At 76.1% G+C, this 22,992-nt stretch carries 11 protein-coding genes; 1 reads left to right on the top strand and 10 read right to left on the bottom strand.

Translation table 11 applies throughout. The annotated features are described in order from the left end of the window. Positions 1–69: 69 nt before the first annotated feature. Positions 70–1,173: a saccharopine dehydrogenase NADP-binding domain-containing protein gene (locus tag ORI94_RS06860; protein WP_266073467.1), complete on the bottom strand. Its 1,104-nt coding sequence runs from the start codon at positions 1,171–1,173 to the stop codon at positions 70–72. A gap of 78 nt (positions 1,174–1,251) precedes the next feature. Here ORI94_RS06860 and ORI94_RS06855 point away from each other — a divergent pair, with 78 nt between their 5' ends. Further along, positions 1,252–2,175, top strand: a complete 924-nt coding sequence (locus ORI94_RS06855) for an NAD(P)/FAD-dependent oxidoreductase (RefSeq protein ID WP_266073466.1) — start codon at positions 1,252–1,254, stop codon at positions 2,173–2,175. A gap of 44 nt (positions 2,176–2,219) precedes the next feature. On the opposite strand, the gene ORI94_RS06850 is transcribed toward ORI94_RS06855, so the two are convergent. From ORI94_RS06850 to ORI94_RS06810, 9 genes are read right to left on the bottom strand one after another with little or no spacing between them, the layout of a single operon-like run. Then, the gene (locus ORI94_RS06850) at positions 2,220–4,241 is read right to left on the bottom strand and encodes a condensation domain-containing protein (RefSeq protein WP_266073465.1); all 2,022 of its coding nucleotides are present in this window, start codon (positions 4,239–4,241) and stop codon (positions 2,220–2,222) included. After that, positions 4,238–5,662 carry a class I SAM-dependent methyltransferase gene (locus ORI94_RS06845; protein ID WP_266073464.1) on the bottom strand — a complete coding sequence of 475 codons (1,425 nt, stop codon included), beginning with the start codon at positions 5,660–5,662 and terminating at the stop codon, positions 4,238–4,240. Before ORI94_RS06845 ends, ORI94_RS06850 begins: the two co-directional genes overlap by 4 nt. Then, positions 5,659–7,038 carry a methyltransferase domain-containing protein gene (locus ORI94_RS06840; RefSeq protein ID WP_266073462.1) on the bottom strand — a complete coding sequence of 460 codons (1,380 nt, stop codon included), beginning with the start codon at positions 7,036–7,038 and terminating at the stop codon, positions 5,659–5,661. Before ORI94_RS06840 ends, ORI94_RS06845 begins: the two co-directional genes overlap by 4 nt. Further along, complete coding sequence (locus ORI94_RS06835) at positions 7,016–8,635, bottom strand: ABC transporter ATP-binding protein (protein ID WP_266073461.1); 1,620 nt, start codon at positions 8,633–8,635, stop codon at positions 7,016–7,018. The genes ORI94_RS06840 and ORI94_RS06835 overlap by 23 nt, the downstream gene beginning before the upstream one ends. Continuing rightward, entirely contained in the window at positions 8,632–9,453 is an 822-nt protein-coding gene (locus tag ORI94_RS06830) for an ABC transporter permease (RefSeq protein WP_266073460.1), read from the bottom strand. Before ORI94_RS06830 ends, ORI94_RS06835 begins: the two co-directional genes overlap by 4 nt. Next, the gene (locus tag ORI94_RS06825; protein ID WP_266073459.1) at positions 9,450–10,448 is read right to left on the bottom strand and encodes an ABC transporter permease; all 999 of its coding nucleotides are present in this window, start codon (positions 10,446–10,448) and stop codon (positions 9,450–9,452) included. Before ORI94_RS06825 ends, ORI94_RS06830 begins: the two co-directional genes overlap by 4 nt. Next, complete coding sequence (locus ORI94_RS06820; RefSeq protein WP_266073458.1) at positions 10,445–12,019, bottom strand: ABC transporter substrate-binding protein; 1,575 nt, start codon at positions 12,017–12,019, stop codon at positions 10,445–10,447. The genes ORI94_RS06825 and ORI94_RS06820 overlap by 4 nt, the downstream gene beginning before the upstream one ends. 47 nt (positions 12,020–12,066) lie before the next feature. Then, positions 12,067–18,849 carry a type I polyketide synthase gene (locus ORI94_RS06815; RefSeq protein ID WP_266073457.1) on the bottom strand — a complete coding sequence of 2,261 codons (6,783 nt, stop codon included), beginning with the start codon at positions 18,847–18,849 and terminating at the stop codon, positions 12,067–12,069. After that, positions 18,846–22,973: an amino acid adenylation domain-containing protein gene (locus tag ORI94_RS06810; RefSeq protein ID WP_266073456.1), complete on the bottom strand. Its 4,128-nt coding sequence runs from the start codon at positions 22,971–22,973 to the stop codon at positions 18,846–18,848. The genes ORI94_RS06815 and ORI94_RS06810 overlap by 4 nt, the downstream gene beginning before the upstream one ends. Between the last annotated feature and the right edge of the window lie 19 nt (positions 22,974–22,992).

Genomic DNA, 22,992 nt, shown 5'->3' with positions numbered 1-22,992 from the left:
GGGCCCCCCCCCCCCGCGGCCCCCCGCCCCCCCGCCCCCCCCCCCGGGGGGGCCCCCCCCCACGGCCCCTCACCGTGTCGTGAGTTCCGCCGCGCCGTCGACCGCCAGGTCCTCGGTGACGCGCAGGGGGTCGAGCACGTCCGCAGCGAAGTGCACACCGGGAGCGATCTCGTCGTCGAGCACCCGGAGAGCGGCCGCGGCGGCGAGGAACCCGCTCAGCTCGTAGGAGTCCTCGGCGCGCAGGACGAGCCTCGTGGTGGGCGGGCCGTCCGCCGCTCCGTCCCAGAGGTGGAACTCCTGTCCGTACCAGGCCCCGTGGCGCCGCACGTCCTCGTCGGCCGCCGCGACCAGGTCGGCGGTCTCCGTGCTGTCCAGCGCCCACGCCATGGCCAGTTCCTCGGCCAGGCGCCCGCCGCCGAAGACGGTGTACCAGCGCACCCGGCCGATGCCCGTGGCGCGGGCCAGCCGGACGGCCTCGGTGGACAGGAAGGGGAAGGCGTCGACGGCTGCGGGGAAGGCGTCGAGCCGCACGCCCCGGCGGGGTGCCAGCGCGCGCTCCCGCGTCCGGCCCTCCTGCCAGGCGGCCGCCGGCGTGCCGTGCTCCGGTCCCCGGCCGAGCAGCACGTCACCGGCGGCGGCCGGGGTGAGCGGCGCGACACCCCCGACGTAGGCGTCCAGTGCGACGGCACCGGTGGCGCGGGCGGCCAGGGCGCGGGGCAGCAGCGACGACAGGCCCGGAAGCGCGCCGGCGGACAGCACGGCCGCGCGCCCGGCCGCCGCCCACCGTCCGGTGCCCCCGTCGGCCGACAACAGGTGGTGGACCGGGTCGTCACCGGCCGCGTCGACGTAGTCCGCGCCGCCCCGCAGCGCGGCCCGCGCGACCGTGTCGAGGACACGGTACGAGGGGCCCGCGCAGTTGACGACGAGCCGGCAGCCCGCCGCGAAGCGGTCCAGCGAACGGGGGTCGGTCAGGTCGACGGCCAGCGCGCTCACCTCCGGGCCGCCCTCCGGGAGGCCGGCGATCAGCGCTTCCGCCCGGCCCCGATCCCGGCCGGCCACCAGCAGCGGGTGGACACCCGCCCGGTGGAGCCGTCGTACGACCGCGCTGCCGACTGCTCCGTAACCGCCTATGACGCCGACGGCCTCCAGGTGCCGCGCCGGTATTCCCGCCATGTCCCACCGATCCTCTTGATGAAAATGATAATTATTATCGTAGTCATTATTTACCGTGCAGAGAAGGAAGTGACGACGATGTTCGACGTGATCGTGGTGGGCGCGGGGCCCGCCGGTCTCAACGCGGCGCTGGTGTCCGGGCGGCAGCGCAGGCGGGTCCTCCTGCTGGACTCGGGCCGCCCCCGCAACGCGCCCGCGGCGCGGATGCACATGTTCCTCAGCCGTGACGGCTTCCCGCCCGCCGAACTGCGCCGCATCGGCAGGGAACAGCTCACCGCCTACCCGAACGTGGCCGTACGTGAGGCCACCGTCACGGCCGCCGTGCCCGAGCCGCAGGGGTTCGCCCTGACGCTGGCCGACGGCACCGTGGAGCGGACCCGGAAGCTGGTCCTCGCCACGGGGCAGGTCGACGTGCTCGACGAGCAGGTGGAGGGACTGCCCGCGTTGTTCGGCCGGGGGGTGTACCACTGCCCGTTCTGCCACGGCTGGGAGACCAGCGGGATGAGCCTGGCCGTCCTGGGGCACGAACTGCCGCAGGTCATGCAGGCCCTGTACCTCGCCGACCGCTTCAGTCCCGACGTGATCGTGTGCACCAACGGGCATCCGGTGCCCGAGCAGGCCGCGGGCAGGCTCGCCGACGCCGGGATCGCCGTGGAGGAGACGGCCGTGGCCCGCGTCGAGGGCGAGGAGGGCGCCGTCCGCCTGGTCCTCGCCGACGGGCGGGTGCTCGAGCGGCAGGGCGTCTACCATCGGGCGCCCACCCGCCAGCACTCCCCGCTGGCCGAGGAGTTGGGGTGCCGGATACTGCCGGACGGTTGCGTGCGGGTGGACGAGTTCCAGCGCACGTCCGTGCCCGGTGTGTACGCGGCCGGCGACACCGCCCGGCTGGAGGCGCTGCCGGACGCCCTCACCTTCGTGATCACCGGTGCCGCCGACGGCGCCCGTGCCGCGGTCTGGCTCGACCAGGAACTCTTCCGCGAGGACGCCGAACTGGGCGGCTGACACCGGGGTGCGGCGGGGGCGGACGTGCCCCCGCCGCACCTTCGTCACCGGTCGTCCGGCTCACGCAGGGCGGCGGCGAGTCCGGCCACCGTGGGCTGCCGGAGGAAGCGGCGGGGCGCCACCCGCCCCAGCCCCTCCCGTGCGAGCGACCCGAGCATCCGCATCGCGAGCAGCGAGTCGCCACCGAGCGCGAAGAAGTCGGCAGTGCGCTCGTCCACCGGGCAGTCCAGCAGCTTCTGCCAGTGCGCCGCGACGGCTCGCTCCGTGTCGTCCTCGGGCGGTCCCGGCTCCGCCGCGCCGACCGCCGCCGCGGGGACGGACAGGCGCCGGCCGGGCGCCTGCCGGGCCGGCTCCGTCTGCTCGCCGTCGACCGCGTCGGGCAGTTCGACCACGGCGGACCAGCCGTCCGGCTCGACCAGTGATTCCACGGTGGCCATGAGATCGCCGAACATCCGGTCGACGTCCTCTGCCGCGAACAGCTCCTCCACCAGCGAGAAGACGACCACCAGCTCACCGCGCAGCTCGAACAGCCTTACCTCCAGGGCCACCTGGGGAGTCCGCAGCTGCTGGTGGTGGCTCAGCAGGTCGATCACCCCCAGTGGTCCGGCCTCCTGGGGCACCTCACTGCCCAGCGCCGCGTCCACGCCCAGGGTGGACTGGAAGACGACCGGCGCCACCGGACGGTGGGTGCCCCGGCGGCGGCCCAGTTCGCGGGAGACCTCCACGCCGGTGATCAGGTTGTGGGCGAGGGCGTCACCGATGTCCTGCTGGGCACGGCCGGCGAGGTCGGCGAAGACGGGGGCCGCCGGCAGGTCGACCGGCAGGAGCATGGTGGAGGAGAAGGCCCCCACCAGGCGGGACACGTCGGGGTGGAGCGGAAGGCGGTTCAACTGCAGGGTGTTGAGCAGGAAACGACGGTGACCGCAGGCCCGGGCGACGGCGGCCGTGAACGCGGCGAACATCGCGGCGGACGGGGTCACACCGTGCCCGGTGCACAAGCGGCGCAGCCGCGACCAGCGCTCCGGATCGAGCACCGCCTGCCGGGTGCCCATCAGCGTGGGGCGCACCTCCCCGGCGTCGGCCACCAGCGGCAGCGCGGGCGGCAGCGGGAAGCCGTCGAGGCGGTCCCACCACCAGTCGCGGTCCTGCTGCCACGCCTCGGTGCCGGGCAGGTCCCGCAGGGTCGTCACGTAGTCGCCGTAGTCGATGTCCAGCGGCGCGAGAACGGCGTTGTAGTCGGAGACCAGGGCGAACAGGTCGCGGTAGAAGACGCCCGAGGACCAGCCGTCGATGATCAGCAGACTGGTCGAGGAGTGCAGCCGGGCGCGGTCGCCGGGCATCAGCGTCAGGCGCATGTCCAGACCGCAGCCCCGGGAGGGGTCGGGGCCCTCGGTGCTCATCTCGTGGCGTATCTCCGCGAGCCGGGCCGCGGCCGTCCCCTCGTCGGCGTCGCGCAGGTCGGTGACCCGGAGCTGCGGGACCGCCTGAGGATCGTCCAGGGGCAGGATGCGCTGCCGGCCGTCGGGCAGGACGCGGGCCCGCAGGACGGCCTGGTGCTCGGCCAGGCGTTCCAGGGCGTCCTGCAGCGCCTCGGGGGCCTCGTCGGCGTCGATGTCCTCCAGCCCGATGTCCACGTAGTGGTGTGCGGAGCGGTAGGACAGCTCCCAGGCGTCCTGCTGGCCCACGAAGTAGCCCTGCTGGAGCGGGAGGAGCGGGAACGGGGCCTCCGGGTCCTCGCGCCGGCGCAGGTCCAGGGGCAGCGGGCGCAGTGCGCCCGTTCCCGACCCGGTGCTGCGTTCGTGGACGAGGGCGGCGAGCTGGGCCGCGCTCTGCTCGACCCGGACGTCCGCCAGCGCCAGCGGTGTGCCCAGCCGTTTGCGGAGCATCGCGGCCATCCGGACGGCCAGGACGGAGTCGCCTCCCAGGCTCAGGAAGCTGGCGTCCGCCGGTACGGCGGCCAGGTCGGTCTCCAGGGCGTCGGCCCACACGGCGCGGACGGCGTCGACCAGGCCGGCGGGGGCCTGCTGGACGGCGGCGGTGTGCTCGGGGGCGGGTGCTGAGGTCAACGGGGTGCTCCAGTCGGGGTGGTGGGGCGGATGACGTCGTCCACGGCATGGACCCGTGGCGGGGGGAGGGAAGGGGGCAGGCGGTCGGCGAGTGCGGCGCGGACGCGGGCGGGATCCGGGCGGGCACCGTGGGGCCTGACACGGCCCGCGATGACACGCTGGCCCGCGGCCGCGGCGAGGGGATGCCCCTCGTGCGGCAGGACGGGCAGGGGGTCGAAGCCCGCCGCGTCCAGTTGCCGCGTCCACTCCCCGGCGGTGAGGAAGACCCGGTCCTGGCCGGCTCGCAGGTCCGTGAACCAGCCCTGCTCACCGGGCGCGGGTGACATCAGCAGGTACATGGAGGTGAGCGCCTGGTAGTGCTCCTGGCACGACTCGACCAGGACCAGCAGCCCGTCGGGCGCCAGCAGTTCCCGCAGGGCCGCCAGACAGCGTCCGGCGTGCCGTGCGTTGTGCAGGACGTTCGCCGCCAGGACGACGTCCCGGGATCCCGGCTCCAGGCCCTGCTCGAGCGGGTCGGCCTGGATGTCGAACAGGGCGTGGCGCAGGCCGGGGCGGTCGCCGAAGACCTCCCTGGCCGTCCGCAGGAAGAACGGGGAGACATCCGTGAACAGGTAGTCGACGGGCGTGTCGCCGAGCGCCTCCAGGACGGTGCCGGTGGTGCCGCCCACGCCGGCGCCCGCCTCCAGGACGCGCAGGGGAGCCGGTGCCGTCCGGCGGCCGGCCTCGTCCCTGATCAGGGACGCCGCGGCGTGGTTGGCCCACCGGCTGGGGACGCTGTCGCGGTAGTTGCCCTGCGCGGTGCTCGTCTCCCCGTCGGGGAAGAGGACCTCCTGCAGTGACGTGCGGTCCTGGAGCAGCAGCGTGAGCCGTTCGGCCGCGGCCCGGAAGAAGCGGGTCATGGACGCCGGGTAGCCCAGGCCCCGGCAGGCGCCGTCCAGCTCGCGCAGCGCCCGGGCGTGGTCGCGGCGGTCCGGCACCGTGAGGGAGTGGTAGCGGCCCGTCGCCGCGTCCAGCCGGAGCCGGCCCTCCGCGGTCAGCGTGGCCAGCCAGCGCCGTACGATCCACGCGTGCCGGGGTGCGACCGCCAGGGCTTCGAGGATCTCGTCGGTGCCGCGCCGGCCGCCGTCGCGGAACAGCCGGGTCCGGTCGAGCACGCGGGCCGTCGTCAGCAGCGCCGTCTCGTCGAGCTGCCGCATCAGTGCGGGGAGGGTGGCCGGATCGGTACCGCGTACGGCGGTGTCACCGGCGTCCGCGGCCCGGCCCGCGGTGCGGGCGTCGTCTCGGGCCGGGCCGGTCGGCGGCCGCGTGTCCGGTGGCGGGCCCGCCACCAGCAGGGTGTCCTGCCGGCCGTCGCGCACCAGGTGCCAGTCCGTCACACCGGGCAGTCCGGTGAGGATCTCGTCGGTGAGGGCCCCGTTCACGAGTGGCCGTCCTCGACGACGTCCACCACGGTGATCGCCGGTGGTGTCGTGTCCGGCTCGATCCGGCGCAGGTGGTCGCGCAGGACCTCGGGCAGGCGGCGCCGCACGAACAGGGGGAACGGCTCGTGGGCGGTCGGACCGGAGGGCGCCGGGGCGTCCGCGGCGGCGGGCGCGCAGTCCGCGGGAGCCGCCACGGCCAGCATGCGCGGGTCGGCGACGTCGAGCAGCACGGCGGCGTCCTCTCCCTCCAGGGCCTCGCGCAGGGCGTACGGGGTCACCGCCCCGGGAGCGTCGTGGAGAAGCGCGTTGGGGATCCCGTGGACGACGACGGGGCCTTTGCCGAGCGCGTCGCGCAGCGCTTCCCGGACACCGCTCCCCCGGTGTCCGCCCCAGGACGTGCGGCGCACCTGCCGGGTGCCCGGGCCTCCGGCGGGCGGGCCGACGCGCAGGACGACGTCGTAGCGGTAGCGGGTGAGTTCGGTGTCCTCGGCCATGGTGCGGGCGTGCACACTCATGCGGACCGGCCGCGGCTGGGCCGCCACCGCCGCGGCGACGGCCGCGGGGGTGAAGGACAGTTCCTCGTCCGCCTCGGCGGCGGCCGCGGCCCTGGCGGCGACCGTCGTGTCGTCCGCCTCGGGGTCACGGGCCCGTTCCAGCCGTCCGAAGTGGTCGAGCAGCAGGCCGGAGTGCCGGATGTCCCCGACGATCACGGTGCCGCCGTCCTCGACGGTGGACAGTGCCCCGTGCAGCACGGCCGTCAGGTAGGCCAGGTCGGGGAAGCACTGGGTGACCGAGTTGAGCAGCAGGCAGTCGGGGAGCGCGTCGGGGCCGAAGACGGCGTCCATGGTCTCCCGCACCCGGGAGGCGGCCGCCTCGTGGGCGGCGGCCCGGACGAACGCGGTGCGGGGCAGGCCGGCGCCGGTGAGGCGGTCCACCGCGACCTGGGCGACGTCGGTGCCGACGTACCCGTCCAGGTGCGGGTGCAGGCGGTGGGCGAGCAGACCGGTGCCGCAGCCGAGTTCCAGCAGCCGCGCCGGGCGCTGGGCCAGGACGAGGTCCACCGTGCGGTCCACCCAGTCGCGCATGTGGGCCTCGGGCAGCGGCGCTCCGGTGTCGGACGCCCGCCACCCGGACAGGTCCAGGTCGTCGGCGTGCCGCCCCTCGGCCGTCTCGTACACCCACTCGTAGACCTCGGTCCACTGCTCGAGGTGCTCGCGCAGCAGGGGGCCCGGCTCGGGCGAGGCGGCCACGGCGTCCGGATGCGGGACGGCCCGGACGCCGCCGTCGGGTGCGGTGCGTGCCCGGGCCACCCAGGGATGGGCGGCCAGCAGGTCCGCGATCCGGCTGGTGTGTTCAGCCGTCGTGTCGTGGGACACCGGAGTACTCCGTTCTCTCGTCGGGGGGATGCCCGGAGGGCAGGGGTGCGGGGCAGCCGGGGGCCAGGCGGCGCCCGGTCAGGTGGAGGACGCGGTCGGCGCGGTCGGCCGTGTCCGCGTCGTGCGTGACGGTCAGGACGGCAAGGCCGTTCTCCCGCAGCCGGTCCAGCAGGTCGAGGACGTGTCGTGCCGAGTCCGGGTCCAGGCCCGCGGTGGGTTCGTCCAGCAGCAGCACGTCGGGGTCGGCGGCGAGCGCCCGGGCGAGGACGACCCGGCGGCGCTGGCCGCCGGAGAGTGCCACCGGTCTGCGGCCGGCCAGCCCGGCGGGCAGTCCCACGGCTTCGAGGAGTTCCCGTACGCGTTCCCGCCCGGCCGCTGCGGTCGTGCCGTGGAACACCTTCAGCGGCCGGGCCACCGCCCGGCCGGCGGTGTGCGCCGGGTTGAGTTCCGCCACCGTGTCCTGTCCGGCCAGTTGGACGGCGCGCAGCGTCCGCCGGTCACGCGAGCGGGTCCCGGCGGGCAGCGGACGTCCGTGCAGCAGCAGCTGTCCGTCTGCCGGTGGGCGGCGGCCCGCGAGGGCGTGCAGCAGGGTTGTCTTGCCGCTGCCCGACGGTCCCGTGACGGCCAGCCAGCCGCCCGCCGGAAGGTCCAGGTCGCCGGCGTCGAGCAGCGGTGTGCCGTCCGGAGTGAGCAGGGTCAGGCCCCGCGCCGACAGCACGGGGGCCGCAGTCGGGGCGGGGCCCGCCGTGCGGGGCGGACGCCCGGCCCGGGGCGGCGCGGGACCGGTGGGTGGGCGGAGCGGCTCCTTCCGGGGGGTGCGCGTCATCCGTCCGCGTACGGCGGTCGCACGCGGCGTGTGCCGCGCGGCGGCGTCCGCGCGGGAGGACGCCGTACCCGCGTCGGCGGAGAGCACCAGTGTCCGGTCGGCCAGTTCCGCGGCCAGCCGGGCATCGTGCGTGACCAGGACGACGCACCGGCCGGGGGCCCCACGGAGGGAGCGCACCGCCTCGGTCACCAGCCCGGCCGTCGCGCGGTCCAGCGCCGAGGTCGGTTCGTCCAGGACGAGCAGCTCCGGCTCGGCGCACAGGGCTCGGGCCAGGGCGACCCGCTGGGCCTGTCCGCCGGAGAGTTCCCCCGCCCGCCGGGAGGCGAGCCCCGGGGCGAGGCCCAGTCGGTCCATCAGGGCCTCGACCCGCCGGGCGCGGGCGGCGGCGTCACCGGTGAACTCCTCGCCGATCAGCCGGTCCACGCGCCACAGCGGATGGAGGGCCGCGCCGGGGTCCTGCGCCAGCCAGCCGCACCGGGCACGCCGCCACCGCCTGGCCGCCCGGCCCTGCGGCACCGTCGCGCCGCGCCAGCGCACGGTGCCCGCCGCGCGGTGCAGTCCGTCCGGGAGGACGTCGAGCAGGGCCCGCAGCAGCGTGGACTTGCCGGCACCGGACGCGCCGGTGACGGCCAGCACCTCCCCCGGGCCGACGCGGAGGTCGACCGGTGGCAGGACGGTGGCCTCGTCCGGGGCACGGCGAACGGTCAGGCCCTCGGCCGCCAGCAGCGGGGCATTGGGAGGAACGAACTCGTCGGGGACGCGGGCCGTCATGCCGCCTCCCCCGGAGCCCGGGCGGCCGTCCGGGCCGCCGCGGCGAACACCCAGGCGCAGCCCGCCAGGGGAAGCGCGGGCGCCAGCAGCGCCCAGGGGTTGAGCGCGGCGCCGGGCAGGTTCTCGCTGAGCATCAGGGCCCAGTCGGGGTCCGGGGGCTGGGGCCCCAGGCCGAGCACGGCGAGGGCCGCGGCGATCTGCAGTGCCGTGACGAGCCGGAGCCCGGCGTCGGCGGCGACCAGGCGGCGCAGGGCGGGCAGTACCTCGTGGAACAGGACGGCGGGTGTGCGCTCGCCGCGCTCGACGGCGGCGTGCACGTGCCCGCTGTCGCGCAGCTGCGCGCACTGCGTGCCGACGACCCGCGCGGTGAGCGGGGCTCCCGCGAGTACCGACGCCACGACGACCGCCGTCGCCCCGGGCAGGGCGGTGGCCAGGACCAGCGCCAGGACCAGGGCGGGGACGGCCAGCAGCACGTCGCACAGGGCCCGTGCGGTGCGGGCGGTGCGGCCGCCCGACCAGCCCGCGGCCAGCCCGAGGCCCGTGCCGCAGACGACGGCGGCGACCGCGGCGAGCAGGGACACGGTCAGGAGCTGGGTGCCCCCGGCCAGGACGCGGGACAGCACGTCGCGTCCCAGGACGTCGGTGCCCAGCGGATGGCGTCCGCCGGGCGGTGTCCACGGGGCGGCGACCGTCCGCTCCGGTGGGTGCGCGGCGGCGTACCGGCCGAGCGGCACGCACACCAGCAGCGTGAGGGCCGCGGCCACGGACACCGGGGGGCGGACGGCTCCGGACAGGAGCGGCAAGGACCTGCCGGTCACACGGTCCTCCCCGCATCCGGCACCGACGGGGTGCCCGGCACCGACGGGCCGGTGTTCCCCGCGGGACCCGGCACCGCGGTGCGGCGGTCGGCCAGGTCGGCCAGGAGCATGCCCAGCAGCAGGACGAGGGCCGGGAGGAGGGCCGCGGCCTGGATGACGGGCACGTCGCGCACCGCGACGGCGGACACCAGCAGCTGCCCGGTGCCCGGATAGCCGAACAGGGTCTCCGCCAGGGCGGTTCCCGCCACGAGGCCTCCGGCCAGCAGGGCCGTCACCTGGAGCGCCGGCGCGTACAGGAAGGGCAGGACGTGCCGGTGCAGCACGAGCGGGGCGGGCAGTCCGCGCAGCCGCGCGTCGGCGACGTGCGGGCGGCGCAGGGCGTCGCCCAGCGCCCCGCGCAGCAGGGCGGTGGCGAACGCGGCCGAGGGCAGCGCCAGGGTGAGAGCGGGCAGCACCAGGAGCCGGGGGTCCGCCAGGAGCGAGCCGCCCGGCGGCAGCAGGGACACCGGGGGCAGCCAGCCCAGCAGCCCCGCCAGGACCGCGCCGAGCACCGCCGCGTGGACCGGCTGCGGCACGGCGGCCAGTCCGGTGGCGGCCGAGCCGCCCCGGCCGCCGCGCAGGTACGTGACGGTCAGGGCGGTCGCGGTCAGCAGCACGGTGAGCGCCAGCGCCACCGCGACCAGGGCGGCGGTGGCGGGCAGCCGCTCGGCGAACAGCGTCGCCACCGGCCTGCCGCCCGCCAGTGAGCGTCCCAGGTCCCCCCGGACCAGGCCGTACAGCCAGTCGAGGTAGCGCACCGCGGCCGGCCGGTCCAGCCCGAGACGCTCCCGCTCCGCCGCGACGTCCTCCTGGGTGGCCCTGCCCGTCGTCCTCAGCTCCCCGGCGTCGCCGGGGAGCAGTTCGGTGGCCGTGAAGACCACGGCCGTGGCGGCGACGGCCAGGACCGCGGCCCGGCAGACCGGGCGCAGGGCACGGCCGACAGCGCGCAGCGTCACTTGGCCATCCACACCTGGTCGATGAACATGCGCTGGAAGCCGGGCCCGTCGGGCAGTCCGCGCACGCCGGGCGCGGCGAGGTCCAGGCCGTCGCCGGTGCCCCAGACGACGTAGCCGCCGTCCTTCCACAGTTCCCGCTGGATGCCGGAGAGCAGTTCCTCGCGCCGTGCCTCGTCCGCGGTCGACATGGCCCGGGCGAAGCCGTCGTCGAAGGTCTTGCTGCGCCAGGCGGTCTCGTTGGTCGGGGAGTCGGACAGCAGCCCGACGCGGACCAGGTCGGGGAAGGAGATGCCGCCGTAGTAGCCGGTGTAGAACGCCTTCTTGGCGTAGACGGCGGTCCAGTAGGTGTCCGCCGGCTCGACCTTCACCTCGGCGTCGACGCCGATGTCGGCGAGCTGCTGGGCGTAGAGGGTGGCGGCGGTGTCCATGCCGGGGTAGGAGGTGGTGGTGTGCAGGGTGACGGACAGTCCGTCGGCGTGGCCCGCCTCGGCCAGCAGCTTCCTGGCCTTCGTCACGTCGCGGGCGCGCTGCGGCAGGTCGTCGGGGGCCGAGGGGTCGTAGGGGGTGGGGAGGTCGTTGGCGACCTTGCCGTAGCCGAGGAACACGGTGTCGACCAGGGCCTTGCGGTCGGCGGCGAGGCGGAACGCCTCACGGACCCTGGGGTCGTCGAACGGCTTGGTGTCCAGGCGCATGACGAACGGGTACTCGGTGACTCCGTCGCGCCGGACGACCCGGGTCTTCGCCGAGGAGCCGGCGCTCTTGACCGCGGCGGGGCTGACGCTGCCGGCGACGTCGGCCTGCCCGGAGGCGACGGCGTCGGCACGTGCCTGGGGGTCGGCGACGGCCTGGATCTCGATCCTGTCCAGGTGCGGGCGCTCGCCCCACCACTTCTCGTTGCGGGTCAGGGCGGTGCTCTGGGCGCCGGTCCGCTCCACCCGGTACGGACCCGAGCCGGTGACGGGGCGGGAGAAGTCCTTGGTGCCCTCCGGGACGACGAAGGTGACGGATTCCAGGGCCCGGGGCGCGTCGGCCATCGGGGCGCGGGTGGCCAGGACGACGGTGTGCTCGTCGGGGGCGGTGGACTTCGCCATGTCGAAGTCGGCGAGCCGGCCGTAGTTCTCGGCGGCCTTGCCGCTGATGCGCCGCAGGGAGTACAGCACGTCGGCGGCGCTCACCGGCTCGCCGTCGGTGAAGCGGGCGTCCTCGCGCAGGGTGAGGGTCCAGCGGTCCATGGCGTCGTTGGGCTTCCACGACGTCGCGAGGCGCGGTCGGGTCCTCCCGTCCTCGCCGGGGACGGTCAGGACGTCGTAGGTCAGGGCGAAGCGCAGGACGTCGGACTCGTTGCCGAGGCCGCCGTGCGGGTCGTCACCGGCGGTGGCGGGTGATCCGGCGACGGCGTAGCGCAGGGTGCCGCCGTCGACGGGGGTGCCCGTGGCGGACGCGGGGGTGTCGGTGGCGGAGGTGGCGGAGGTGTCGGAGCAGGCGCTCAGCAGCAGGGTGCCGACCGCCGCGAGGGCGGTGAGGGCGGATCTGCGGGACAGCGGGGTACGGGACGACGGGTGCTGGTGCATGGGTGCTTTCCGCGAGAGGTTCGGATGTCGGGGTGGGCGGCCGGAGTTCACCGGCCGGTGGGTACGGCGGCCAGGGCCCGGTCGATCAGGGCCGCGGTCCGCCGGACCGCGGGGTCGTGCAGCAGGGAGTAGTGGTGGCCGTCGACCGTGTGGGCGTCCACCGGGCCGTTCACGTGCGGCAGCCAGCCCAGGGAGGGCAGGTCTCCGGCGTCGTCGACGCCCATGCCGACGCCGGCGTTGTGCGGCGAGGGACGGGACGCGGCGATCAGCAGCAGGCGGGTGGCCGGGTCGGTGAGGTGTCCGGCCCGGTGGTCCGCCAGCGCCCGCAGGTGGCGTTCGAAGACCTCCAGGCGGGTGTCGGCGGTGTCCCGCGGGCCGAGCAGGCCGGCCTGCCGCAGCCGTTCGGTGACGGTCCGGCGTACCGCCGCCGGGTCCGAAGCCGTGCGGACCGTCTCCGCGTCCGGGCCGAGGCCCAGGTCGAGGTCGAGGAACGCCTCCAGCGAACGCAGGTAGCGGACGGCCGCGAAGGCGGTGTCCTGGGCGCGGTCGGTACCGCCCAGCGCCCGGATGCGGTCGGGGGTGTTGGAGTCGATCAGGACCAGCAGGTCGGTCCGTTCACCGCGTCGCTGGAGTTCCACGGCCATCTGGTGGGCGACCGTGCCGCCCATCGACCAGCCGCCCAGCAGGTAGGGGCCCTGCGGCTGGTGGGCGCGCAGCGCGGCGAGGTAGCGGTCGGTCATCCCGGCGATGGTCCGCGGCCCGGTGCCGCCGGTCAGGGCGGGGTCGGTGAGGGCCACGACGGGCCGGCCGTCGGTGAGGAGCCGGGCGAGTTCGCCGTAGCACAGCACGTCCCCGCCGGAGGGGTGCATGAGGAACAGGGGGCGGTCGCCGTCGCCGTCGCGCAGCAGCATGGCCGCGTCGGTGTCGGGGCCCGGGACGCGGCCGGCCGGTTTCCGTGCCCGGGCGGCGTCGGCGGGGGCCGCCCGTCGCGGTGCGCGGACCGGGGTGGAGGGCGCGGTGCGGGGCTCGTCGAGGTCCCATGCCCACGGTGCGTCGGCCAGTCGGCGCACCCGCTCGGTGTAGGCGGCGAACGCCGCGTCCGCCTCGTCGGCGGGCAGGGCGCTCTCCAGCACGTCCCACTGGAGCAGCAGTGCCCCGTGCTGCTCGATCACCTGGTGGTCCAGCCAGGTCTGCGGGGTGCTGCTCACGCCGTACACCGGTGTGCCCGCCCAGTCCAGGTCGTGTCCGCCGCCGAGCGGTCCGGACAGGCCCAGGGCGCTGGTGAAGACCACGGGAACGGACTCGGAGCGGCCGGTGCGCGAGGACTTCTCGGCCAGTAGGTCGAGCGCGGAGAACTCCCGGTGGTCCAGGTCCTCGAAGAGGGTGCGCTGGGCCCGTACGGCCGCGTCGGCGAAGCGGCGGGTGTCCGAGCGGTCCACCTCGTGCAGCATCAGCGAGGTGAAGTCACCGACCACGGCGTCCGCGCCGGGAAGCTGCGCGGGCCGGTCGAAGAGGGTGAGGGTGACGGCGAACCGGTCCTGCCCGGACCAGTCGGCGAGTGCCTCGCCGTAGGCCGCCAGCAGCACGGCCGTGGGGGTCAGCCCGCGGCGGGCGGCCTCGGCCCTGAGGGCGTCCCAGCGGTCCGGCTCCAGACGGGCGGTGCGGCGTGCGAAACGGGGCCGGCCACCGGGGTTCCCCGGCTGGACGGGCAGCGCGGGTGCGCCGGGCAGGTCGTCCAGTCTGGCGCGCCAGTAGGCGGCGGCCCGTGCGTACTCGGGGCCCTCGGCGCGGCGCCGGAGCGCGGCCACACAGTCCGCGAAGGTGGTCTCCAGCGGCGGCAGTTGGGCGGCGGGGTCGTGGTAGAGGGTGCGCAGTTCGCGGTCCCAGAGCAGGTAGCTGGCGGTGTCGCACACCAGCACGTCCACGTTGACGAACAGGCGCACGATGTCGCCGGGCAGCCGGGCGGCCCGGATGTCGACCAGGGGCCAGCGGCCAGGGCGGGGTTCGCGGCGCACCATGCGCTCGCGGACGCGCTCCAGCTTCCGGGCGCGCTCGGTGCCGTCGTCCTTCGTCAGGTCCTGGACCCGGATCCGGTAGGGGGGCACCTTGTCGAGCACCCGGTTGCGGCCCTCCGGCGAGACGACCGCGCGCAGCATCGGGTGGCGGGCGACGACCGCGTTCCAGGCCGCCTCGTAGCGGTCGGTGTCCAGTCCGGGGCAGTCGTACTCCAGGTGGAAGGAGCAGGGGACGTCACCGAGGCGGTAGCCGCCCGACCCGCCGACCCAGTAGGCGTGCTGCACCCGGGTGAGGGGGAACTCCCGCGGACCGTCACCGGGTTGTGGAGAGGGACCGCCCGTGTCCTTCGGCCCGGCGGGGGCGTTGCGGGGTTCCCCGCCGGGCAGCATCGGGGCCAGGGCCGCGATGGTGGGCCGGGCGAGCAGGTCCTGCAACCGCAGGTCGGCGCCGTGGTCGTCGCGCAGCCGGGCGAGCATCCGGGTGGCCAGCAGGGAGTGTCCGCCGAGCGCGAAGAAGTCGGCGTCGCGGTCGGTGACGGGGAAGCCCAGCAGATCCGACCAGACCTCGGCCAGGAGGGTCTCCGTGCCGGTGGTGAATCCCGCACCGGTCTGCGGCTTCGCCGCGGGCGCGCCGGCAGCCGGTACGACCGGGGCGGGTACGGCGGTGGGCGTGCCCGCGGTGCGGGGCGCGAGGTCGGCCGGCGAGACGGCGACGGAGGCCGGGGCACGGCCCCGGGCCGCGAGCGCCAGCAGCCGGTCCACGGTGCGCATGCCGTCCGCCAGACCGATCGAGTGCCGTGAGGCGACGGTGCGTTCGCTCCGGCCGGGGCCCACCCGCCAGCCGTCCCAGGCCACGCTGATCCAGCGGGGCGTGCCGGTGCCGGTGGTGTGCTCGTGCTCGGCGAGGGCGTCCAGGTACCGGTTGACGGCGGCGTACGGGGCGAGGCCGAGGCCGCCGACGAACGCCGTGGCCGAGGACATCAGCAGGACGGTGGCCGGGCGGCGGCCGGGCGGGAGGCCGTGCACGGCGCTGCGCAGCGCGAGGGCCGCGGTGACCTTGGCGTGCGCGTGCGCGTGCACGGCCTGCTCCCCGGTGGCGCGCAGGGGGGCGACGGCGGCGGAGGCGACCACGCCGGCGGCGTGCACGACCAGGTCCAGCGGGCCGTCGCGGTCGGTCAGTTCCCGCAGCAGTTCCGTCGTGGCGGCGGTGTCCGCGGCGTCCGCGGCACGGATCTCGATGTCGGCGCCGGAGTCCCGCAGGAGACGGATCGTCTCCGCCCGTCCGGCTTCGCTGCTGCCGGGTTCGGGGTCCGGGGTGAGCCCGGTGCGGCCGGTCACCACGACCCGTCGTCCGGAGCGGGCCAGGTGTCCGGCCAGGGCCAGGCCCACGTCTCCGAGTCCGCCGAGGATCACCGCCGTGCCCGCCCGGCCGCCGGTGGCGGCCGGGCCGTCCGGGTCCGGCGCGGGGGCGGACGGCCGCCAGGGGGTGATGCCGCGCGTCCAGCGGTGGCCGCCGCGCAGAGCGCACTCGATGCCGTTCGGGCCTCCCGACAGCAGGTCGGCGGCCTCCGCGGGCACGGCCCGGACGTCGTCGGCGTTTGGCGGTCCGGCCGGCAGGTCCACCGAGCGCCAGCGCAGGCCGGGGAACTCCTGGGCCAGGACGCGGGGAACGGCGAGGGTGGCGGCGGCGTGGGCCGTGGGCCGGTCGGCGCTCTCCACCTGCTGGGCGTTGTGGCTGAGGTGCAGCAGGCACGTGCGGTGCGCCCAGGAGGCGGCGGCCCGCGCCACCTCCGCGTAGTGCAGAACCGACGCGCCGACGGTTCCGGCCGGGTCGTCGCCGGTGTCGCCGTACGGGCCGAACACGACGACGCCCTCGCACGGGGTACCGGGGTCCCGGGCCGCCTCGTCGAGGGTGACGGTGCGGGCCCCGGCCGCGGCGAGCGCGGCGCGCACCCGCTCGGCCGGCGGTGAACCGGGCGGGGCGGCCACGAGCCAGCGGCCCCGCAGCACCGGCCGGTCCGCCTCGACGGGGGGCGTGCGCCGCCAGACGGGCAGCTGGAAGGGCTCGGACTCGTCCGGGGCGGCCGGCCCGGCACCGTGGTCCCGGCCGGCTGCCGCACCGCCCGGGGCGGTGGTCTCCGGCGGATCGATCCACAGCCTGCGGCGTTCCAGGGGCAGGCCCGGCAGGAGGACACGGCGCCGCCCCGGGCGGTGCAGGGCCGCGGCGTCCAGGGGGACTCCGTGCGTCCACAGCTCTCCGGCGGCCGCGAGCAGCGCGGCGCGCCCCCCGCGGGGCTCGTCGCGGTCGGGGAAGGTGGCCAGGGTGGCCAGGGGGCCCCGGTCCTCCTGCTGACGGGCCAGCTGGAGCAGTGCGCCGCCCGGTCCCGCCTGGATGAGGACGGCCGGCCCATCGCCCAGAGCGGTGGCCAGGGCGTCGGAGAAGCGCACCGTGGAACGCAGGTGCGCCACCCAGTGGTCGGCGCCGGGAGCGGTGTCCAGCAGTTTCCCGGTGAGGGTCGTGGCGAGCGGGACGCCCGGGACACGCGGCTGGACGGTTTCGGCGGCCGCGCGCAGTTCGGGCAGGACCGGGTCGACCAGGCGCGAGTGGGCGGCCGCGTCGAGGGAGAGCCGCACGGTGCGTTCACCGCGTGCGGTCAGGGCCCGTTCCGCCTCGGCCACGGCCTGCGCGGGTCCGGACACCACACAGGACCGCGGGCCGTTGACGGCGGCCAGGTCCAGCCCGGGGTGCTCGGCGAGCAGGGTGAGGGTCTGCCGCTCGGTCAGCGGGACCGTCAGCATCGCCCCGCCGCCGGCCGCCCGGGACATGCCGCGTGAGCGGACCGCCACCAGCGTCGCGGCGTCGGGCAGGGACAGGGCTCCGGACAGCACGGCTGCCACGTACTCGCCGAGGCTGTGGCCCACCACCGCGTCCGGTTCGACGCCCCAGGAGCGCAGCGTGCGCGCGGCGGCCAGGGAGACGGTGAACAGGGCGGGCAGTCCGTGGGCGGGGTCGCGCAGCAGTCGGCGCGCGTGCTCGTCGGACGGGGCTGCGGTGATCAGCGCGGTGAGGCCGGTGCCGGTCCCGTCGTCGAAGAGGCCGGCGCACTCGCGCACGGTGCGGTCGAACTCCTCCTCCTCGGCGCACAGGTCGCGCCCCATGCCCGCGTACTGCGCTCCCCCTCCGGGGAAGGCCAGCACGACCCGGGGCGCAGTGGGACCGGGCCGGCGCCGTGGGGCGGTGCGCAGGGCGCGGCTGTCGGCCTCCGCCGCCCCGGTGATCACCGCGGCGGCACGGTGCGGCAGTGTGGCGCGGCCGGTGTGCAGGGTGTGGGCCGCGTCGGCGGGCGTGACCTCCGTGGTGTGCAGGGCGGTCGCGGTGGCCTCGGCGAGGCGGGTGAGGGCGTCGTCGCGGTGCGCGCTGAGCAGGGCGAGCTGCGGGCGCGGATCGGCGGGGGGTTCGGGCCGGACGGGGGCGCTGCCCAGGACGACGTGGCAGTTGGTGCCGCCGATGCCGAAGGAGCTGACGCCCGCGTACCGGGGCCCGGTCCAGTCGGTGGCCTCGTGGACGACGGTGAAGGGCGAGTCGTCCAGCCGGAGGTCGGGGTTGAGGGGCAGGGCGTCCAGGGTGGGCGGCAGGACGCCGTGGTGCAGGGCGAGCACGGTCTTGGCGAAACCGGCGATGCCGGCGGCCGAGTTGGCGTGCCCGATGTTGCTCTTGACCGAGCCCAGGGCGCACCAGGCCGGTCCGGTGTCGCCGAAGACGCGGCGCAGTGCGGCGACCTCGACGACGTCGCCGAGGCGGGTGGCGGTGCCGTGGGCCTCGACGTAGGTGATGTCCCTGGGCGTGAGACCGGCCACGGCGAGCGCCTCGGAGACGACCCGGGCCTGTCCGCGCGGCGAGGGGGCGGTGAAGCCGGTGCGGTCGCCGCCGTCGTTGTTCACGGCGGAGCCGTGCAGGACGGCCAGGACCGGGTCGCCGTCGGCGAGGGCGTCGCGCAGCCGTCGTAGTACGGCCACGCCGACGCCCTGGGTGTGCACGATGCCGGTGCCCTCGGCGGAGAAGGTGCGGACGTGTCCGTCGGCGGAGAAGATCCCGTCGGGGACGTGGAGGTAGCCCCTGCCCTGCGGGACGATCAGGGAGGCGCCGCCGGCGAGGGCGGTGTCGCACTCCCCCGCCAGCAGGGACTGGGCGGCCAGGTGCACGGCGACCAGGGACGTCGAGCAGGCGGTGCCGACCGCGACGGCGGGCCCGGTGAGCGCGAGGCGGTGCGCGACGTGCAGGGGGAGGTAGTCGGCCACTCCCGCGAGGGCCGCCTGGAGGCTGCCGACGGGGTCGGTGGCGGAGGCGGCGTACCGGTCGGCGAGGTTGCGGGCGAGGTAGTCGCTGTGGGCGGCGCCGGCGAAGACGCCCACAGCGCCCGCTCCCACGCCGCCGCCGTGCCCGGCGCTCTCCAGGGCGCGCCGGCACGCTTCGAGGAAGAGCCTCTGCTGGGGGTCCATCACGGCCGCTTCGGCGTCGGTCAGGCCGAACGGCTCGGGGTCGAACCGGTCCTGTCCGTCGATGATCCCGCTGACGGGCACGTGGGCGGGGTTGGCCGACAGCCGTGCCGGGAGGCCGCGTTCGGCCGGTTCCCGCTCGCTCTGCCGGGTCAGTCCGCTGCGGCCGCCCGCGAGTAGGTCCCAGTAGGCCGCAGTGTCGGGGGCGCCGGGGAACCGGCAGTCCAGGGCGGTGACCGCGATCAGGTCGTCACCGGCCTCGTGCTCGGGCCGGGGGGTGTCCACCCTGTCTCCTCGGGGGGAAGCCTGTTCGGTCATCGCGTGGTCTCCTCGGCCAGGGCGCGTGCGGCGACGCGGGACGTTCTGCGCGTGGGCCGTTCGGCCTGCGGGTCGGACTGCGGGGGTGCGGACGGCGAAACGGCGCCGGTACCGGCGGCAGCGGCGCCCCGGCCGGTGCCCGGGGTGCTCTGGGCGGTGATGCGGGCTGCCAGGGCCGCGACGGTGGGGTGCTCGAACATGTCCGCCAGTGCGAGGCGGGGCGCGATGCTCTCGCGGAGCCTGCGGTGGGTGAGGACCAGGGTGAGGGAGGTGGCTCCCAGTTCCCCGAAGGTGCTGTCGGGCGTCACCGGCACGTCCGTGAAGTCGGCCAGGATGCCGGTCAGAGCCTCCAGTACGGCCGGGTCCACGGGCGTGGCCCCGCCCTGTCCGCGGGGTCGGGACACCTGACCGGGTCCGGTGCCGTACGGGTCCGGGGCCGGAGCGCCGGACGCCGGCCCGGACGGGGAGGGCTCCGGGGGATCCGCGGGTGCCGGGGAGTCCGCGGGTGCCGGGGAGTCCGCGGGCTGGGGGTGGCAGACCACCTCCACCAGTCCTCCGGGGCCCAGGCGCGGCGCTGCGACGCTGGCGTCGGCGGTCCGCGCCACGTGCCGGAGCCATCGGGCGGACGCCTCCAGTGCCTGGTCCGGCCGGAGCCGTCCGGGCCGGACCACGACGGCGGCCTCCAGGCCCAGGGCAGCCGCCTCGGCCAGTGCCGCGGTGATCCAGTCCCCGCCCGGGGCGGCGGCGGAGACGGGGTCGGTGTCGGACTCGGCCGGAGCCGTGCGCGGTGCCGCGGAGGGCCCGTTGGTCGCGGCGGCGGCCGGGGCCGGCCCGTCGGCGACGGCCGGCCGGTCCTCGGTGGGTGCGGCGGTCAGCGCCGCGTGGTCGATCTTGCCGTTCGCCGTGACCGGCAGCTGGTCCAGGATGACGAACCGGCCGGGCACCATGTAGTCGGGCAGCCGTTCGCGCAGCGCGTCCGCGAGCTCCCGGGCGGTCGGCGGCTCGCTCGTGCCCCGGGGCGAGAGGTGCGCCACCAGCCTGGGCCGCCCGTCGGGGCCCCGCACCGACGACACCACGCACTGGCGGACCGCCGGATGGCGGGCCAGCACCGCCTCCACCTCGCCCAGTTCGATGCGGTGCCCGCGGATCTTGACCTGCCGGTCGACGCGGCCGAGGAACTCGATGGTGCCGTCGGCGGTCCACCGGCCGAGGTCGCCGGTGCGGTACAGGCGGCGGCCCAGCACGGGATGGACGGCGAACCTCTCGGCCGTCTGGACCGGATCGGCGGTGTAGCCGCGGGCCAGCCCGTCGCCGCCGATGAACAGTTCCCCGGCCTCACCCACCGGGCAGGGCGCGCCGTCCTCGTCGAGGACGAGGAAGCTCTGGCCGCGCAGCGCCCTGCCATAGGGGATGCTGCGCCAGTTCGGGTCGGTGCGTTCCACCGGATGGGTGATGGACCAGATGGACGCCTCGGTGGCTCCGCCCAGGCTCATCACCTTCGCCCGGGGCGCGAGCCGCCGCAGCCGGTCGGGCAGGGTGAGGGGGATCCAGTCGCCCGAGAGCATCACCAGGCGCAGGGAGCGCAGCGCCTCGGTCGCCTCCTGCGGTTCCATCTCCGCGTACTCGACCAGCATCTCCAGCAGAGCGGGCGCGGTGTTCCACACGGTGACGCCGTGTCGGCCCGCCTGTTCGAGCCAGTGCTGCGGGTCGCGCTGCCGGGCGGGGTCGGGCAGCACCAGAGCACCGCCGGCGCCGAGGACGCCGTAGACGTCGAACACGGACAGGTCGAAGCTGAGCGCCGACAGCGCCAGCACGCGGTCGTCGGGGCCGAGGCCGAACCGGTCGACGATGTCGTCGATGGTCGTGCGCGCGGCCCGGTGCTCGATCTCCACGCCCTTGGGGCTGCCGGTGGAACCCGAGGTGAAGATGGTGTAGGCGATGTCCTCGGGGCGCGGGACCGCGAGCGGTGCCGCGGGTCCGGTGGGGCCCGCGGCGGTGCGGACGGGGCGCCCCGCGGCGGTCAGGCGGTGAACGGTGACGCCGTCGGGCCAGTCGGTCCTCACTCCCCGGCCGACCAGCGCGTGCCGGACACCGGCCCGCTCGCAGACCGCAGCGATCCGCGCGGCCGGCCAGGAGGGTTCCACCGGCAGGTAGCCCGCGCCGCTCAGGCTGACGCCGAGTACGGCGGTGATCTGCGCGGCGCCCTTCTCGCAGGCGACGGCGACCATGTCGCCGGGCCCCGTACCGTGGGCGGCCAGGAGTGCCGCGGTGGCGGCGGCGTTGTCCGCGAGACGGCCGTGGGTGACGGTGGCGGCGGGGGTGCGCAGGGCGGGCCGCCGCGGATGCCGCCGGGCCGCGTCGGCGGCCGGGTCGTGCAGCAGGGGGCCCGCGGTCGGGAAGGGCACGGCGTCCAGGGGCTCTTCGGGACGGAAGGAGGGGTCCCAGCCCAGGGAGGTGTCGTGCCAGGCGTCGGGGTGCGTCAGGGTGTGGAGCAGGCGTACGTGGGCGTCGAGCAGGGCCGGTGTCCAGCCGTCGGGGAACGCACCCTCGACGGCGTCCCAGGCCAGGCGGAGGCGTCCGCCCTCGTCCCACACGATGTGGTCGAGCAGGACCTGCGGGGTCTGGGAGATGCCGTACACCTCCTCGCCCATCCAGGCGGCCGGGGGCTCCCCGTCGCCCGCGAGACCCACCCCGCTGGTGAAGACCACCGGGTGGCCGGGGGCTCCCACCGACGGCGGGTTCTGCGCCCGCATCTGTCTGAGCACCTCGACGCCGGACACGGACCGGTGGTCCAGGTCCTCCCAGAAGCGGTGGTTGACGGCGGCGGCGTAGTCGGCGAAGCCCTTCCAGTCGGCGGGGGCGAAGCGGGGCGTGCCGACCAGGGCGGTGGTGGTGAAGTCGCCGACCACGCCTTCGGCTCCGTCCTCGTCCTCCGGGCGGTCGAACAGGGTGGTGTTGAGGCAGACCCGCTCCCCGGCGCCCCACCGGCCGAGGACGAGGGCGAAGGCCGCGAGCAGGGCGGCGGTCGGCGTGACCCCGTACTCGGCGCACCGGGCGCGCAGTTCCGCCCAGGTCGTGGCGTCGAGTTCGGCGGCGGAACGGACGAAGCGGGGCGGGGTGGTGTCGGCGGGGTCGCGCAGCAGGGGCAGCCGCGGCGACGGCGGCAGTCCGGGGGCGCGTTCGGCCCAGTAGGCGCGGTCGCGGGCGCGCCGGGCCGACCACTGAGGGTCCTCGGAGCGGGCGCGCTGCAGGTCGGCGAACCGGGCCTTCGGCTCGGGAAGCCGGTGGGCCGGGTCCTCGACGAGACGGCCCCACTGGCGCATCAGCAGCATCCAGCCGGCGAGGTCGGTCAGGAGCACGTCCACGCCGACGTGCAGCCGGGTCCGTCCGTCGGGCAGCAGCGTGGTGTGGATGTCGAAGAGCGGCCAGGAACGGGTGGGCCGGTTCTGGTGGGAACGTTCTCGCCGCTGGGCGGACAACGTTTCCCTCACCTGTTCCGCGGATTCGCGGCGCAGGTCGGTGACGCCGATCCGGTAGGGGCCGGGAGAGGCGGCGATGCGCTGTCGGCCCCGGTCGTCCACCGTCATGCGCAGCATCGGGTGGTGTTCGACCAGCCGGTTCCAGGCGGTCTCCAGCCGGGCCACGTCCACGAGCGGGTCCGTGTCGCCGGGGGTGCGGTCGTACTCGTAGTAGTAGAAGGTGGCCACCCCGCCCAGCGGCATGCCCTCGGCCCGCCCTGCGAGGTACGAGGCCTGAATGGGCGTCAAGGGAAAGCCCTCCTCCTCCGCTTGTCCGTCGTGCCGTGCGCCTTTGGGTGCCGTCCCCTCCTGCTGGTCGGCACCCAAAGGCCCGGAGTCAGGGACCTCCTCCGGCGTGCGACCGGCGGACAGGCGGTCCGCCAGCGCGCGGGCCGTCGCACCGTCACCGAGGAAGGCGGTCAGCGGCAGGTCCTGGCCGGTGCGTTCGCGAATCCGCCGCCTCAGCCGCACCGCGGTGAACGATTCGAGTCCCAGGGCCGCGAGCGGAGTCGTCCGTGCGACCTCCCGCGGTGGTGTGCCGAGGACTTCGGCGATGCAGTCGATGACGCGGGCAAGGGTGTCGTCACTCGGCACAGGCTGGTTCATCCGGTCTCCGTCGCAAAGG

The sequence above is a fragment of the Streptomyces sp. NEAU-W12 genome, assembly GCF_026242095.1.
Lineage (GTDB): Bacteria > Actinomycetota > Actinomycetes > Streptomycetales > Streptomycetaceae > Streptomyces.
This window is presented reverse-complemented; position numbering and strand designations above follow the sequence as displayed.

Coding starts and splice junctions, on each gene's coding strand:
- ORI94_RS06860 (WP_266073467.1), bottom strand. CDS start 1,173: ATGGCGGGAATACCGGCGCGGCACCTGGAGGCCGTCGGCGTCATAGGC.
- ORI94_RS06855 (WP_266073466.1), top strand. CDS start 1,252: ATGTTCGACGTGATCGTGGTGGGCGCGGGGCCCGCCGGTCTCAACGCG.
- ORI94_RS06835 (WP_266073461.1), bottom strand. CDS start 8,635: ATGACGGCCCGCGTCCCCGACGAGTTCGTTCCTCCCAATGCCCCGCTG.
- ORI94_RS06820 (WP_266073458.1), bottom strand. CDS start 12,019: ATGCACCAGCACCCGTCGTCCCGTACCCCGCTGTCCCGCAGATCCGCC.
- ORI94_RS06815 (WP_266073457.1), bottom strand. CDS start 18,849: ATGACCGAACAGGCTTCCCCCCGAGGAGACAGGGTGGACACCCCCCGG.
- ORI94_RS06810 (WP_266073456.1), bottom strand. CDS start 22,973: ATGAACCAGCCTGTGCCGAGTGACGACACCCTTGCCCGCGTCATCGAC.